Source organism: Candidatus Paceibacterota bacterium (genome assembly GCA_035652395.1).
Lineage (GTDB): Bacteria > Patescibacteriota > Minisyncoccia > Phycocordibacterales > CAJBRS01 > JADGRH01.
In genome coordinates this window covers 1-14,761 of the sequence record DASRDX010000009.1, presented here as the reverse complement: position 1 = coordinate 14,761, position 14,761 = coordinate 1, and the positions used below count along the sequence as shown (strand labels likewise).

General features: G+C 44.7%; 14 protein-coding genes, 1 tRNA gene and 1 other RNA gene. 8 read left to right on the top strand and 8 right to left on the bottom strand.

Annotation, left to right across the window (positions count from 1 at the left end; genetic code table 11):
• The first annotated feature begins 34 nt into the window (after positions 1–34).
• From VFA52_00175 to VFA52_00160, 4 genes are all read left to right on the top strand, one after another.
• Positions 35–262 carry a hypothetical protein gene (locus VFA52_00175; GenBank protein HZS42630.1) on the top strand — a complete coding sequence of 76 codons (228 nt, stop codon included), beginning with the start codon at positions 35–37 and terminating at the stop codon, positions 260–262.
• Positions 263–310: 48 nt separating this feature from the next.
• Positions 311–703 (top strand): hypothetical protein, encoded by a 393-nt coding sequence (locus VFA52_00170; GenBank protein HZS42629.1) that lies wholly within the window; start codon positions 311–313, stop codon positions 701–703.
• Positions 704–707: 4 nt separating this feature from the next.
• Positions 708–2,882 carry an ATP-dependent DNA helicase RecG gene (gene recG, locus VFA52_00165; GenBank protein ID HZS42628.1) on the top strand — a complete coding sequence of 725 codons (2,175 nt, stop codon included), beginning with the start codon at positions 708–710 and terminating at the stop codon, positions 2,880–2,882.
• A 45-nt stretch (positions 2,883–2,927) separates the two neighbouring features.
• Positions 2,928–3,000, top strand: a tRNA-Ile gene (locus tag VFA52_00160).
• 68 nt (positions 3,001–3,068) lie between these two features.
• Here VFA52_00160 and VFA52_00155 read toward each other — a convergent pair.
• The 7 genes from VFA52_00155 to VFA52_00125 all read right to left on the bottom strand — a co-directional run bounded on the left by VFA52_00155 (position 3,069) and on the right by VFA52_00125 (position 9,145).
• Positions 3,069–3,458, bottom strand: a complete 390-nt coding sequence (locus VFA52_00155; protein ID HZS42627.1) for a hypothetical protein — start codon at positions 3,456–3,458, stop codon at positions 3,069–3,071.
• 173 nt (positions 3,459–3,631) lie between these two features.
• Complete coding sequence (gene ftsH / locus VFA52_00150; GenBank protein ID HZS42626.1) at positions 3,632–5,584, bottom strand: ATP-dependent zinc metalloprotease FtsH; 1,953 nt, start codon at positions 5,582–5,584, stop codon at positions 3,632–3,634.
• Positions 5,585–5,658: 74 nt separating this feature from the next.
• Positions 5,659–6,055, bottom strand: a transfer-messenger RNA (tmRNA) gene (gene ssrA / locus VFA52_00145).
• 56 nt (positions 6,056–6,111) lie between these two features.
• A complete protein-coding gene (gene smpB / locus VFA52_00140; protein ID HZS42625.1) occupies positions 6,112–6,558 on the bottom strand; it encodes an SsrA-binding protein SmpB in 447 nt (148 codons plus the stop codon).
• An 85-nt stretch (positions 6,559–6,643) separates the two neighbouring features.
• Entirely contained in the window at positions 6,644–7,210 is a 567-nt protein-coding gene (locus VFA52_00135) for a hypothetical protein (GenBank protein ID HZS42624.1), read from the bottom strand.
• A 300-nt stretch (positions 7,211–7,510) separates the two neighbouring features.
• Positions 7,511–8,566 (bottom strand): calcium/proton exchanger, encoded by a 1,056-nt coding sequence (gene cax / locus VFA52_00130; protein ID HZS42623.1) that lies wholly within the window; start codon positions 8,564–8,566, stop codon positions 7,511–7,513.
• Between the two features lie 3 nt (positions 8,567–8,569).
• Complete coding sequence (locus tag VFA52_00125) at positions 8,570–9,145, bottom strand: PH domain-containing protein (protein HZS42622.1); 576 nt, start codon at positions 9,143–9,145, stop codon at positions 8,570–8,572.
• An 85-nt stretch (positions 9,146–9,230) separates the two neighbouring features.
• On the opposite strand from VFA52_00125, the gene VFA52_00120 reads away from it, so the two are divergent.
• From VFA52_00120 to rplT, 4 genes are all read left to right on the top strand, one after another.
• On the top strand, positions 9,231–10,394 hold the full coding sequence (locus tag VFA52_00120) for a DUF763 domain-containing protein (GenBank protein ID HZS42621.1): 1,164 nt from the start codon (positions 9,231–9,233) through the stop codon (positions 10,392–10,394).
• Positions 10,395–10,436: 42 nt separating this feature from the next.
• Entirely contained in the window at positions 10,437–10,949 is a 513-nt protein-coding gene (gene infC / locus VFA52_00115; protein ID HZS42620.1) for a translation initiation factor IF-3, read from the top strand.
• A gap of 79 nt (positions 10,950–11,028) precedes the next feature.
• Complete coding sequence (locus tag VFA52_00110; protein HZS42619.1) at positions 11,029–11,214, top strand: 50S ribosomal protein L35; 186 nt, start codon at positions 11,029–11,031, stop codon at positions 11,212–11,214.
• A 1-nt stretch (position 11,215) separates the two neighbouring features.
• On the top strand, positions 11,216–11,563 hold the full coding sequence (rplT, locus tag VFA52_00105) for a 50S ribosomal protein L20 (GenBank protein ID HZS42618.1): 348 nt from the start codon (positions 11,216–11,218) through the stop codon (positions 11,561–11,563).
• 36 nt (positions 11,564–11,599) lie between these two features.
• Here the strand turns inward: rplT and VFA52_00100 are convergent.
• The coding region (locus tag VFA52_00100) for a tail fiber domain-containing protein (GenBank protein HZS42617.1) at positions 11,600–14,761 on the bottom strand (3,162 nt) is incomplete at its 5' end.

The following is a 14,761-nucleotide window of genomic DNA, read 5'->3' as shown; positions in this document are numbered from 1 at the left end:
TGCCTTCTCTTCATCTTCCTGCTAGGATTTATTTATGACTTCCAGACAATATGTTTTAATTGTGGCCGTCATTATTATTGCTGGTTTGGGAATTTTCTTTGCTGTCAGCAATAAAAATAACTATACCGTCATTGAAAACTCAAATACCGATACTTCCGAGCAAAACCCATTTCCGCTGGTTATTACTAACAGCACAACTACTTCCACTACTACATTAACGGCCGCCACATCAAGTGGTTCTAACGCCACCACTACTCATTAATTGATGAAAGGCCGGTCCCGCTTCGCGGGACCGGCCTTTCCTTTCCCTATGAAAAGACACTTTACCCCTGCCCGCCAGCATCTCACCGATTTAATTTTAAGGATTTCTTTAGCCTTTGCTTTTGTTTATGCTGCTCTGCTTGGCTATCTTCACCCGTTTGACTGGATCGGCTACTTCCCGAATTTTATTCGCGAACATTTCTCTGACTCAGTTGTCTTAAATCTATTCGGTCTTTCAGAATTAATCATTGCCGCTTGGTTTCTCTGGGGGCGCAAGCTTTTCATTCCTAGTGTGGTGGCCTCGCTCTATCTTTTCGGCAGCCTCATTTTTAATTTCCATCAATTTGACGTTCTCTTCAGAAACGTACCGATCTTGGGAATCTCTCTGTCTCTGTGTGTCTTAAGTTACCCCCGCTTCATTCATAAAAATCGGTTAGAATGAGGAGATGCAGCCCGAATCTCTGATTGAGGAAACCTTTCGCCTCACTCCAGTTCAAAAATCTGCTCTGAAAAAACTTGGTCTCAAAACCATTATGGATTTGCTCTATCATTTCCCCGCTCGGTACGGAGACACCAGCGAGATGAAAAATGTCAGCGATCTGGAAAAAGGTGAGCAAGCTGTTGTCTTTGGCCAGATCAGCTCTCTTAAAACCAGCAAGGCCTTCCGGAAAAAAATTCCGATGGCCGAAGCATATGTGGCCGACGAAACCGGTCGAATAAAAATTGTCTGGTTTTATCAGCCATATTTAGCCAAGATGATTGCCGAAGGAGCGTTGGTTCGAGTAGAGGGCAAAGTTACCGAGCGCAAAGGTGAGTTATATCTTAGCAATCCCAAGATTGAGACGGTTTCCAAATTGCCAACAGCCGTCGGTGATTCTCTTTTTGGTGAGGGTGGAGAAATTCATACTCTTTATCCAGTCTATCCAGAGAGTCGCGGCATCAGTTCTAATTGGTTCTATCATGCACTTCAGAAAGTTTTTAAGACTGGAATTCTGGATTCACTGGAAGATCCGATTCCAAATGAAATTCTGGAAAGGTACAATCTGCCGAAATTAAAATCATCCTTCATTTTCATCCATACTCCGCAGCGCGCCTCTGATGCTCTGGCCGCTCGCAAACTTTTTTCTTTTGAAGAAGTCTTCTACATTCAGCTTGGTAAACAAAAAGAAAGAAAAGAACAGGAGAAATCACAGGCTTTTGTCATTAGTGAAAGTGTGAAGAGTATTGAAAGCTTCACTTCCCGCTTCCCTTTCAAGGAAACTGCCGCTCAAAAGCGGGTGATTGCCGATATTTTAAAAGATTTTCAGAGTGGGCAACCGATGTCGCGACTTCTTGAAGGTGATGTCGGCTCTGGCAAAACTGCCGTAGCCGCTACCAGTGTCTACGCGGTGACGGTTACCAGACCGGCCGAAGGCCGCTCTGGTGATTTCGGTAATCTCCAGACCGCTTACATGGTACCAACGGAGATCTTAGCCAAGCAGCACTTTGAATCTTTCATTAAATATTTTGCCCATCTTGGAATAAATATTGGTTTAATTACTGGCAGCGGCTGTTTTAAGTTTCCGTCAAAAGTAAATCCGAGCGGCTACACTAACATTTCCCGCGCCCAGCTTTTAAAATGGGTGGCAAACGGCGAAATTCCAATTTTGGTCGGCACTCACGCACTCATTCAAAAGTCAGTGAAATTTAAAAATCTGGCTTATGTCATTATTGACGAACAACATCGTTTTGGGACGGCCCAGCGACGAAAGTTGCGTCAGCGAGAGGGCTCGGTTGACCAAATCGTTCCACATCTTTTATCAATGACGGCTACTCCCATTCCCCGCACTTTAGCTTTGACCATTTACGGGGATCTGGATCTTTCACTTCTGGATGAAATGCCGGCAGGACGAAAGCCGGTTATGACGGAAATTGTCTTACCGAATAAACGGGAAAATGTTTACGAGAAGGTCCGCAATGAGCTCGAAAGCGGCCGTCAATGTTATGTCATTTGTCCGCGCATTAATGAGCCCGATCCGGAAAAAGAACAGGCTTTAATTGCCAAATCGGCCAAAGCAGAAGCGACCCGACTGAAAAAAGAAGTCTTTCCGGAATTTAGTATTGACGTGCTTCATAGCAAGATGACTCCGAAGGCTAAAGATGAAGTGATGAAGAAGTTTGAAACGGGCGAAACAAAAATCTTAGTCTCCACCTCCGTCGTGGAAGTCGGAGTAAATGTGCCGAATGCCACCGTCATGATTATTGAGGGAGGTGAGCGTTTCGGGCTGGCACAACTGCATCAATTGCGTGGCCGCATTATTCGCAGCAATCACCAAGCATACTGTTTCGTTTTCGCTGAAAGTAGAAGTCAGAAAACTTTGGAAAGATTGCGAGCATTAAAAAGCGCCAAGAGCGGATTTGAATTGGCGGAATTGGATCTTCAGCTTCGCGGAGCCGGAGAACTCTACGGCAGAAAACAATGGGGCCTTTCCGATATCGCTATGGAAGCCATTAAGAATATTAAAATGGTGGAAGCGGCGCGAACCGAAGCGCGCCGCCTAATCGAAGAGGACCCCGAGCTAAGAAATTACCCGCTGCTTCATCCTCATCTTGAAGCAGCCAAGGAAATCCATTTTGAATAAAGATTTTGGATAGTTTTCCACGGGAGTGATATATACTATTTTGATGCGAGTGTAGCTCAGCTGGTAGAGCAGGCGTCTTATACACGCCCGGTCCTAGGTTCGAATCCTAGCACTCGCACAAAGAATTCATGAAACATACACACCGAGGGAGGGGTAAATAAAAACTCTGTTTGGCAACAGAGTGAATCAGGCATACGCAACCAATGCAGCATTTTGACTTAGCCGCCACAGTTTGTGAATAAGCTGATTCTCAGAAAGAGTTTTCGCATTTTCAGCGATAAAGCTTTTTCGGTACAGGAGATGATTATTTCGACGAAATTCGATCTCATATTGACCTTTCGGGAGATGATCAATTAAGAAAAAACTGATTTTAATCGAGTAATCAATTTTGTGCTTCGAAAATTTGAACTCCGCCGAAAAATCTTGTGGCTTTTTTAAAGATTCTAACTGCCAGGGAATCTCTTCTGTTTCCAAAAGCTGATCAACCAGGGTTACCGTCGTGGAAAGTTTTTGGGCTTCATCGGAGGAGTGAGATAACTGGTAAAGACGTTGGAGTCCTCTGACCAAAGATTTCATATCTGGCATATATATTAGCCCTGAAAAAATTAAAATCAACCACCGAAAAATCCCCAGTTTCCTGGGGATTTTTCGGTAGGCTTATTGAAAGATTTTGCCCGCGCAATATAAATATTATTGAAACAAAATCCTTCAGTAATATGAGACGAGCTACCTTAAAAAATCTTACAAATCTAGATTATAGCGTCCTGATGTTCAATATCCTTCTTCTTTTTTGGAATAATGCCGTGAGCGATGATGATCTTTTCAAAATCGTCGCGTTCAATAGTTTCTTTCTCAATTAAAACTTCAGCAATGGCATTTAGAGCTTCTCGTTTTTCATTGATAATCTTTTCAGTTTTCGCATAGGCCTCCTTCATAATGCGGGAAACTTCCGCGTCAATCTGCTCCCCTACCGCCTCCGAATATTCTTTCTCATCCAAACCCCGACCAAACATAGCGCGCCCTCCCGCTCCTTCAAGCGCCATGGCCCCAATCTTCTCTGACATACCATATTTAGTTACCATCTCTCGGGCCAAAGCAGTTGAAACTTGCAAATCGTTTGACGAACCGGTCGTAACATCGCCAAAAATATTTTTCTCTACGACATAACCTCCAAGAGAAACGGCAATATCATCCAAAAATTCATTTTTCGACTGCAATTTTCTTTCCTCAAGCGGTAGTTTCAAAGTGTAACCGGCAGCTCGACCGCGAGAAATAATGGAAACTTTATGAACCGGATCCGCATACGGCAAAACTGACGCAACTAGAGCGTGACCGGCTTCATGATAGGCCGTAATTTCTTTTTCTTTCTGATTTAGGACGTGAGAGCGGCGCTCCGGACCGAGCATCACTTTTTCAATGGAACGAATTAAATCATATTGGGACACTTTGGTGCGATTTTCGCGCGCAGCCAAAATGGCTCCTTCATTCATTAGTGAGTAAAGATCAGCACCGGAAAAACCGGGGGTTCTTTCGGCGATGACTTTCAGATTTACATCTTCGGCGAAAGGTTTTTCTTTGGAATGAATTTTGAGAATGGCTTCTCGATCTTCCCTATCCGGCAAATCGATGGTTACTCGACGATCAAAACGGCCCGGTCGAAGCAGGGCCGGATCCAAAACATCGGGACGATTAGTGGCTGCCATCACAATAACTTTTTCATTTGGTTCAAACCCGTCCATCTCCACCAAAATCTGATTAAGAGTTTGCTCGCGCTCGTCATTGCCGCCACCCACTCCAGTTCCTCGCACCCGTCCAACCGCATCAATTTCATCCATGAAAATAATGGCGGGGGCAGCCTGCTTGGCTAAACCGAAAAGATCCCGTACACGAGAAGCGCCGACTCCAACGAACATTTCCACGAATTCAGAGCCGGAAATAGAGAAAAAGGCTACGCCGGCTTCGCCGGCCACCGCTCGCGCCAAGAGAGTCTTTCCAGTACCCGGTGCACCCATTAATAGAATACCTTTAGGAATACGGGCTCCAATTTCCAGAAATTTCTTGGGATTTTTCAAAAAGTCTACGATTTCTGCCAGTTCTTCCTTGGCTTCTTTGGCCCCGGCCACATCTTTAAAAGTTACCCGCTGTTTTTTGTCCGTCGGTGAAGTAAGTCGAGCTTTTGATTGACCGAAGGTAAAAGCCTGCATGCCGGCGCCCTTTACTTGTCGCGACAGAAGCCACAAGAAGAAAATGACAAACAAAGCCGGAATAATGAAGGGAGCCAGATTTATAATCCAATAAGTTACGCCACCGGCTTCTTTTTCCTGAATATCTACGTTGGCCAAAGCCGCTTTGTCCACTCCATAATTAACTAGAGTTTGCGAAAGAGAGCTTTCAGGTTCCTTCTTAGCATCTTTGGTAGTCTTATCAACGTAAGCAATTTCCAAATTATCACCCTTGACGGTAATGGTACTGACTTTGCCAGCGTTAATGTCTTGAACTAGTTGAGAAATACTTACCGGTGGGGTACCGGAGCTGTTGTCGGCAATAAAGGCGTAAGCAGTAATCAGAATAATAAAAATAATGATGGTAGTCAGAACATTATTGAAGAAAGGGCTGCGTCCGCCCGGTAAACGTCCCAACGGACCCCGCTTTCGCGAAGGTTTTAGAGGTTTTTTGGATTTTTGATTGTTGTATGGAGGCATTTAAAAGGTGATTATATCACAAGTTAATGACGCCAATTTAAAAACCGCCTTACGGCGGCTTTTAAATCTTTAAGTGGTGGAGATGGCGCGAATTGAACGCGCGTGCAACTGATTTTCTAAAATGAATCTACAAAGTTTAGTTTATTTCTTTGTCTTGCGACAATTTAGACGAAAGAAGTCGGAAACAAACAAAACCTTCTTTCCTCGAGCCGTTAATTATTCGGGCTCGCGCGCTCGGCTTCGCGCGATCCTATTCCGAAGATATAACACCACTGGAAGAGTTACGGAAGGCCTCTTCGCGGGTGTCACTTACGCTAAAGCGTAGGCGAATTGAAAATCTTTAGCCGTAAAATACGGTGAGATCCTCGATGCTAAGTTTTTTGCACTTAGGCTTTCTCCGAGATTTAGGAGTTCAGAGTGCTCCACTTTGCACATATTAGAGTTGACCAGCTGTCGATGCCTGGCATCCCCCGAAAAAATTCGATTAATCGGCTCGAATTTTTTCGGGGAACCTCTAATTTGTATTTCTACTGATTTTTCAAAGTGCGGCGAATTTCTCTTTCAGTATCTCGCCTCTTAATAGTTTCTCTTTTGTCGAATCTCTTCTTGCCTCTTACGACGGCAATTTCAAGCTTTATCTTACGTCCTTTATTATACACCGAAATAGGCACTATTGTCAATCCCTTCTTCGATTCGTTCTCGGCTAATTTGCCAATCTCTGCCTTAGTTAGAAGCAATTTTCTTACTCTCTCGGGTTCATAATTTTTTGGAGTGTTAGCGCTCTGATACGGAGGGATTTGGACCCCGATTAAAAAGGCTTCTCCTCCTCGAATACTGACATGACCCCCTTCCAGATTTCCCTGACCGCTTCTTAGGGCCTTCACCTCAAAACCAAAAAGCTCAATTCCGGCTTCAAATTTCTCCAGAATTTCATAATTAAAATGGACTTTTTTGTTGGAAATTAAGACTGACATACCTGAATGATATTACAGAGAGAGGAAATATAAAAACGAAAAGGTCGTCGCACTGATGCGACGACCTTAACCCATTAATCCTCAATTACATTCTCCGACCAGAAATTTTTTCTGGCAGCGAAAATGGCTTAGGCTGATCTGGCTGTTTCCGACCTTCCCACCTGAACGCCATAGGCCAGCCCGGATTGTAGCGCGAGTCCTTAAACGAGACAAACCACATTGCTTGCTGCATGTTGTTCTCTCGATGAGGCAGAGCCTTGGCCGCAAACCCCGACTGATTGAAAGAGTCTGCGGCAATCTTGGCGTCTCGTTCCGGGTTGTCCGAGACAAAAGCCGGAAAGGCTTTGGCGTCTCCGAGCTCCTCAATGAACGACAGATCGTCGTCCAAATTGAAGAGTGCCCCGTTTGCATAGAGATCCCGCTTCAAGTGAGAGTTAGTAGACGAGGGTATAGTCCCTATTGGCCAAATATTCACGAGACCGAGAGCTCGACGCCGGGCGGCGAAGAAGTCTGGATCAGTTGAGATGTACCCGAAACTACCCTTGTCGGGAATCGGGGCTCCAATCTTACGACTTATGTAGGTCGGGCCAAAAATCACGGTCGCGTTAATTGCAAGGGATATCAGCAAAAGAATTGCCAATGTTAATTTCATTTGTATCTCCAGTTCTGAGTGGCAGAATTACCGACTCTGCGGCCAAAATTATCATAAGATCCCCTTTTGTCAACAAAAAACAAAAGCCGGGTCGAGCTTGCTCGACCCGGCTGAAAATTTGAACTTTAGTTATTCCCGGCTTCGCCGTCGCCAGCGATAAGGCGGAGGACGGTGCGCTTGCAGAAATTTTTTGTTTTTCTTCAGCGAGCTGAAGACCAGTGAACCGACATGTTGATGTACCATTCTGGATACTAATTATAACACCCACCCTCTCTCTTACTACTTGGCTGTCCCCAGCAATTACGGATGAAAAAAGAAGGCCACGGCCATAATGGCATAGGCCACCATTAGCTGCAGTCCTTCAAACCAATTGCTTTCGCCATCCTGCACAACTCCACTTACTACAATCACCGAAAGAATAATAGTGATCAATTGAAAAGTTTCAAAAACTAAAGTCATTGGCGTCGGAAAAAATAGACTAAAAATAACTAAAAGAGGCGCTACCAGCATGGCAATTTGGGTAGCCGAACCAATGGTAATTTGAATAGCAAGATCCATCCGGTTTTTCATCGCCACGGTAATGGCCGAGACGTGTTCCGCCACGTTTCCAATCAAAGCGACAAAAATCACTCCGATGAAAAGCGGCGACCAACCGAGACTAGTAACAATCGGATTAATGGATGAAACTAAAATTTCGCTCATAGTGGCTACACCAAGAGTAGCTAGAATTAAAATAATGGTGCTTTTGGAAATACTCCATTTCGGTTCATACTTGCCCACTTCTTCAGTGTAAAGATGTTTGTGGGAGTAAAGAGAAAAAAGCAGACTGGAGAAATAAATAATGATCATTAAGATCGACACCGAAATACTTAACTTCTCTACCACGATATCCGAAATGCCGGGGTCGGTGGTTAAAAAAATGGCCGGAATGACAAAGGCAATCATGGTAAGAATTAAGGTTGAAGCGCTGGCACTGGCCGCCGTTTTATTGAACTCCTGTTTTTTGTGACGTCGCCCACCAAAAAACATGGCCATGCCAAGCACCAGCAAAAGATTGCCTAAAATAGAACCCGTAATGGAAGCCTTCACCACTTCAATTAAACCGGCTCTCAAAGAAAAGATTCCGATAATTAATTCGGTGGCATTACCAAAAGTGGCGTTGAGAAAGCCCCCCATAGCCGGATTGCTGTGCGTGGCTAATTCCTCGGTAGCTTCTCCTATGTATTTTGCCAGTGGAATAATAGCCAGAGCCGAGACGAAAAATAAATAAACGGGCGAAACCCCGACCCAATCGGCCACCAAAGTAACGGGAATAAAAATTAAGAGAATTAAAAAATATAAATCTAATTTTTTCATTTATTATGAGACGGTCTTATTTATTACTTCTTGCGTATTAGAGCGGGCCATCACGAAGTGCTGTATCTCTTGTCCGGTTTTTAAATCAATAGTTGGTAAGATCCCCTCCGATTTATCTTCATCATCTCCATGACCGGCCGTTAAAATAGCGACTCGACAGACTCCCATCATCTGATAAAAAATACTCTGCTCAATATTAATATCTTCAATATGGTGATACGGGATGGAAATTGTCTCCTTCGTTAGAATGCCGCGATGAACTTCCAGAGCATGGTCACCTAAAGTAAAATTGTAATTTCGATATTCTAACCAAGTGATAACAAGAGCGATGATTAGCAGAACAAGAAAGAGAAGAGCCGATCCCATTAAGCCTAAAATTAGAAAGGCTTCCACGGTTTGTCCTGCCTGATCGCTAATACCTGAATAGAAAGTGGTCGGACCAAGTGAAGCCAGGACTAAAAAGACAATTAGAATGCAAAAAAAGATGATGGCCCCGATAGATTTGCCGAGCAGAAAAATCCAGAAGGTTTTTCGTCCGAGTTTCTGTCTGACATTCATTTGATCCGTTACTGCCATCATTTTAATTATAGCAATATTACTTAAATTTTTCTTAAGGGGAAGGGGCGGCCGGCTTCGCCGGCCGCCCCTGTTGTATAATGACCGCATGGTGAAACGTGGTATCGCAACATTCGGACTGGACACCGGAGTCTGTCCGCCATGGCTCTTTGAGCGAATGGTGAAACTCTCGCGCGAAATGATTCAGATCATGGTTGAGCTCTATGGCCCCGACGAATTTATTCGTCGAGTTTCGGAACCCGGCTGGTTTCAGTCGCTTGGTACAGTATTGGCCTTCGACTGGAACGCTTCTGGCTTGACAACTATCTTGACAGCCGCCCTGAAGGAGGCTTTGAGCGGGCTGGAAAAGGAACTTGGAATATTTATTTGCGGCGGCAAAGGCAAGACTTCCAGAAAAACTCCTCAGGAAATTGAGAATTGGGGCGCCGTCTTAACTCTGCCTTCGCCTGCCGTCCAAAATCTTGTCTACAATTCCAAAATGTCGGCCAAGGTTGATTCCAGTTTGGTGCAGGACGGCTATCAGCTTTATCATCACGCCTTTTTCTTTTCCCGAAACGGCCATTGGAGCGTAGTCCAGCAAGGTATGAATCAGGATACTCGGATGGCTCGCCGCTATCACTGGTATTCAAAAAATATTAAAGATTTGGTGGTTGAACCACATTCCGGTATTTCAAGTCCTCTTTCTACATCACCAATTTTAAATTTATCAGCCGAAAAGAGTAAGCCGACGCAGGATTTAAGTATTGAGTTAGCTAACGGCAATTATCAGAGTCTCCTCAAAGATGTAGAACTCCTTCGTCGTCACAGCACGCCCTTCTCACGCTATTTGAAACTGCAAATTAAAAACCAGACCGAGCCGCTGGATTTAATCTGGCTTGGCAAGAAGGAGCCGTATGTTCATTCAGTAATCTTTGAAGATTTCAGCCGCAGCAAATATCTGGAGCGAATACTTTACAAAGTGAACGAACAAAAGCCGGAGAATTATGAAAAATTGGTTTCGCTTGAAGGAGTGGGGCCAAAGACCGTTCGAGCCTTGAGTCTGGTCTCGGAAGTAATTTATGGCGCCAAACCTTCGTATGAAGATCCGGCCAGATACAGTTTTGCTCACGGCGGTAAGGATAAAATTCCTTACCCGGTAGACAGACCAACCTATGATGAAACAATTACCTTCTTCCGAAAGGTCATCAAACAGATGAAACTGCCTTTTTACGAGAAGAATGCTCTCGAGAAAAAGTTAGTGGATAGAAATTAGGAATAGTTGGTTTTTAGGAAGTTTTTGCTATAATAATTTCACTTGGCTACCACTCAAAACAGGATTAACCACCAAATCAAGGCGCCGGAGCTACGGGTTATTGATATTGACGGCCAAAACCTAGGAGTGATTAGTTTAGAGGAGGCTCTGCGAAGAGCCGGAGAAGTTAATTCGGATCTGATTGAAATCTCGGCCAAATCCAATCCGCCGGTTGCAAAAATAATGGATTATGGTAAGTTTCAGTACGACGAGAACAAGAAGCTGAAGCACTCCAAGGCCCGAACTCACTCAGTTGAGATGAAAGGCCTTCAGGTTAAACTGGGCACCGGCGAACATGATCTCGAATTGAAAGCCAAGAAGGCATCAGAATGGCTAAAAGAAGGCCATCGCATTAAAATTGATTTATTTCTTCCGGGCCGAGCCAAATATCTCGACCAGAACTTCCTCAAAGAGAGAATGGAGCGAATTTTAAAGCTCCTAACCGAAGAATATAAGATAGCTGACTCGGCCAAAAAGAGTCCGAAAGGATTAAGCATTATTATAGAAAAAGCATAAATTAGTTGATAAGTTACGCTTCGCTTAAGTTCATAAGTGAAAAACTTGTAAACTTAAGAACTTTAAACTTATAACTTCCATGAAGACTAATAAATCCTATTCCAAACGAATAAGAGTAACTAAAAACGGCAAACTGGTGGCTCGAAAGCCGGGACAAAACCATTTTAATGCCAAAGAGTCGAGTTCAAAACAGATGGCTAGAAACCGTTTGGTTCCTTTTGCTATTAGTAATAAAAGCCGATCACGTTTTATCGTAAGTAACTAATATGACTAGAGTGAAAAAGGGGGTGCACGCCCTAAAAAGTCGTCGCAATGTTTTAAAACAAGTTAAAGGTTACCGATTTGGCCGCTCAAAAAAAGAAAGGCAGGCTATTGAAGCTATTTCTCATGCCGGCACTTACGCTTTTGCTCATCGTCGTGATAAGAAAGGTGATTTTCGCCGAATGTGGAATGTTCGAATCAATGCCGCTCTGAAAGAACACGGTGGCCCATCTTACAGCAAGTTTATCGGCGCTTTAAAGAAAAATAAATTGGGTTATGACCGCAAGACTTTGGCCACTTTGGCGCTCGAGTCTCCGAATACTTTTAAAAGAATTCTGGAAAAAGTTTCCTAATCAAAAAGCCCCGCCGTCGGCGGGGCTTTTTGATTTCTAGTTTCCTGATCCCAAATCGCTAGAACTACCACTCTCAGTTGTAGGGGGCGCAGGCTCAATAGTATTTCCCGTAGAGGTACCACTTTCTGAAGAAACTGTTTCTGTGGAAGAAGCGCTCGCACCATTGTCACTAGTCGAGCTCGCGCTTTCCCCAGTGCCGCCTCCGGCGGCATCCGGCACTATTACTGTATTGTTATTTGAATCGACAGTGATGATGGTGCCGGAAGAAGTAGAGGGGGTGGAAGTTGAATTTGCAGCAGGATCCGGACAATCACCCTTATCTTTTTGGAATTCTCCGCTATGAAGTGTGACACAATACACTTCGCCTGTATCGCTATCGATGATCTGGAATCCTTTATTAACATTTAATTTTTGAATGTCAGCCTTCTTCGCCGTGAGATTTTCCACAAACACATTCTTCAAGTACGCAATACCATCCACTACCTCGGCGCCAAAACTCTGAAGGGCGCCGAGTATCTCTCCTCCGAGTGAGGTGTGAGCATTCGCGAGATTAGTCAGAGATTCAATGGAAGAGACTCTGATATCGAGGGAGGCTAGGGCTGCTGTGGTGGAGGCATTCTGATTGTCTACTTTCTTTGAGAGAGCCTGTATGCCTACTAGAGCAATGCCTGCAGGATCAATGGTGGAGATAGATTTGTCAGAGTTTCCAACGTGAAAGGTCTCATAGAAGTCTTGAGCTACCGGACCAATGTGTTTAACTGTGGAGTCTTCACTCTTGTAGTTCCATTCTGTGACAGGGAGAGAATTAATTTTGTTTAAGATATCTTCTCCATCCAATGTGGTGAAGTTCTCCTTGAGGTTTCGATCTGAAGCGTTAGTCCAAGTACCTCCGGTTGAGAGACAAGCTCCGTTTGAGGCGAGGACACTTTTGTTACCATTAATGGAGAGCCAGCCGTTACAGACTCCGATGAGGGAGGTAGAAGAAGTGGCGTTTGAGAGGCAGGCGCCGAAGGCGGAAGAGAGACAGGCGGAGGCGGCATTTAAGAAGCCGGAGGCGGAGGAGCAGCCGCCAGACGCAGTATTGAAAAATCCTACGGCTGAGGAATTACCTCCACTCGAGGTATTGTGGTAACCTGCCGCTATTGAAAAATCTCCTGAGGCAGCGTTTTGTCGAGATCCCAAGGCTGAAGCAAAAGAACCTGATGCTGTGTTACAAGTTCCTACACTAACAGAATAGTTGCCTGATGTGGTGTTTAGATAACCTAACGCGCTGGATTGAGTGCCACAGGCGGTGCTGTGATAACCAAAGGCGGAGGAGAAATAACCCGAGGCGGTGTTGCTGAAGCCGAAGGCGGATGAGGAGCAGCCAGAGGCGATATTGCAATTACCAAAAGCGGATGAGTTTAAGCCAGTTCCACATACACAATTACTAACACCTATTGCAGAACTTGAAAATCCCATAGCGGTATTGAGATAACCAGAGGCAGTAGAACGACTAGCACCAACAAAGTTACGGTAACCTGAAGCGGAACTTCGAGTGGCGTAATCAGAAACAGTATTACAAACACCAAAAGCTGAAGAAATACCTGCATAGAGACCCGAAACGGAATTAGACTTTCCAACACTAACGCTATAGTAACTTGACGCTGTATTAGCAACTCCTATAGCCACTGATTCACATCCACTAGCGGTGTTTGCGACCCCATAATACCCCGAATTCGTTCCCACTGAGACTGAATTTATTCCTGAAGCAGTAGTTCGGAGATCCTGAAAGGAATATCCCGAAGCGCTTCCTGAGCCGATGGCCAAAGATCCGTCAGCAGAAGCCAGTGAGTTGGCGCCGAAGGCAGCGCTATTCTGGCCAGAAGCCATATTAGCAAAACCCAAAGCCGAACTTCCAGCACCGGAGGCAGTATTAAGAGCACCAAAGGACGAAGAGTGGTTGTTGCAGGCGACATTGCAAAGACCGAAAGCTGAGGAGTTGTAGATGGATGCAGTATTACGAAAGCCGGAGGTAGAAGAACAGCAGCCGGAGGCTGTATTACCAGAACCAAAAGCAGAAGAGTCAATTCCACAAGCTATATTTTGTACACCAACCGCGACAGAATCACTACAGGAGACATTCGAGTAGCCGACAGCAGTAGAAAAACTACCACAACCAGTATTATGGTATCCAACTAAAGTAGCCAGGTTTGCGCCGATAGAGCTAGTGTTAGATCCTCCAACAGCAACGGAATCATAAGAGGGTAAACTATTACATAGACCTAATGCAGTAGATCGATAACCTCCAATGCTATTGCATGAGCCAAGAGCTGAAGAATATGAATCTCCATTAAATCCAGCAGAAGTGACAGAGTTTAGATTTCCAATAGAAATGTTGCCAGCACCTCCGGTAGCGTTGTTTAAGTAACCAAAAGCGGAAGATCGCTGACTAGAAACTGTGTTGCAGGCTCCAAATGCAGAACTGAAGCTACTTAGGCAGACTGCATTTTTATAACCTCCCACCGAATCTGCTCCTCCGGCAGCTGTATTGCAAAACCCTACCGCCACTGATGAGAGGCCGGAAGCGATGTTGGTATAGCCCGAGGCAGAAGAACAATCACCAGAGGCGATGTTGCAATTACCCAAAGCGATTGATAATCCCCCGGAAGCAAGGTTGCCTAATCCCATTGCCGTAGCTTTACAGGCACAGGTGGTGTTGTAATACCCGGACGCAGTAGCCCCATAGCCAGCAAGGGCACAGGCTTTATTACCCATTCCCATGGCAACGCTCTGAGCTCCGGGCGCAAAATTATTTACACCAATAGCAACCGCTGATCCCCCCGTAGCAGCATTTCTATTTCCAATTGCAACACTATTTATACCGGCAGTGTAACCGCCCACTACACAGACATTATTTCGGAAACCAATGGCAGTACTGCAGAGACTGTTCGCGAGATTACAAAAACCAAAAGTGTTAGCACAGCTAGCGCTAGAAGTATTACAATACCCGACTGCCGTAGAATAGTTTCCTGAAGATGTATTTCTAAAACCCAAAGCTGAGGCATTGAGACCTGTAGCAGAGTTTCCAAACCCCACCACAATTGGATTGAGGCTGTTGACGTTAGTGGAGAAGTTGTTCTGGATGTTTGTAACATTGTTTTGGATATTAGTGATCTGTCCTTGGAGATTCTGGACATCCGCCTGTGAGGGTGAACC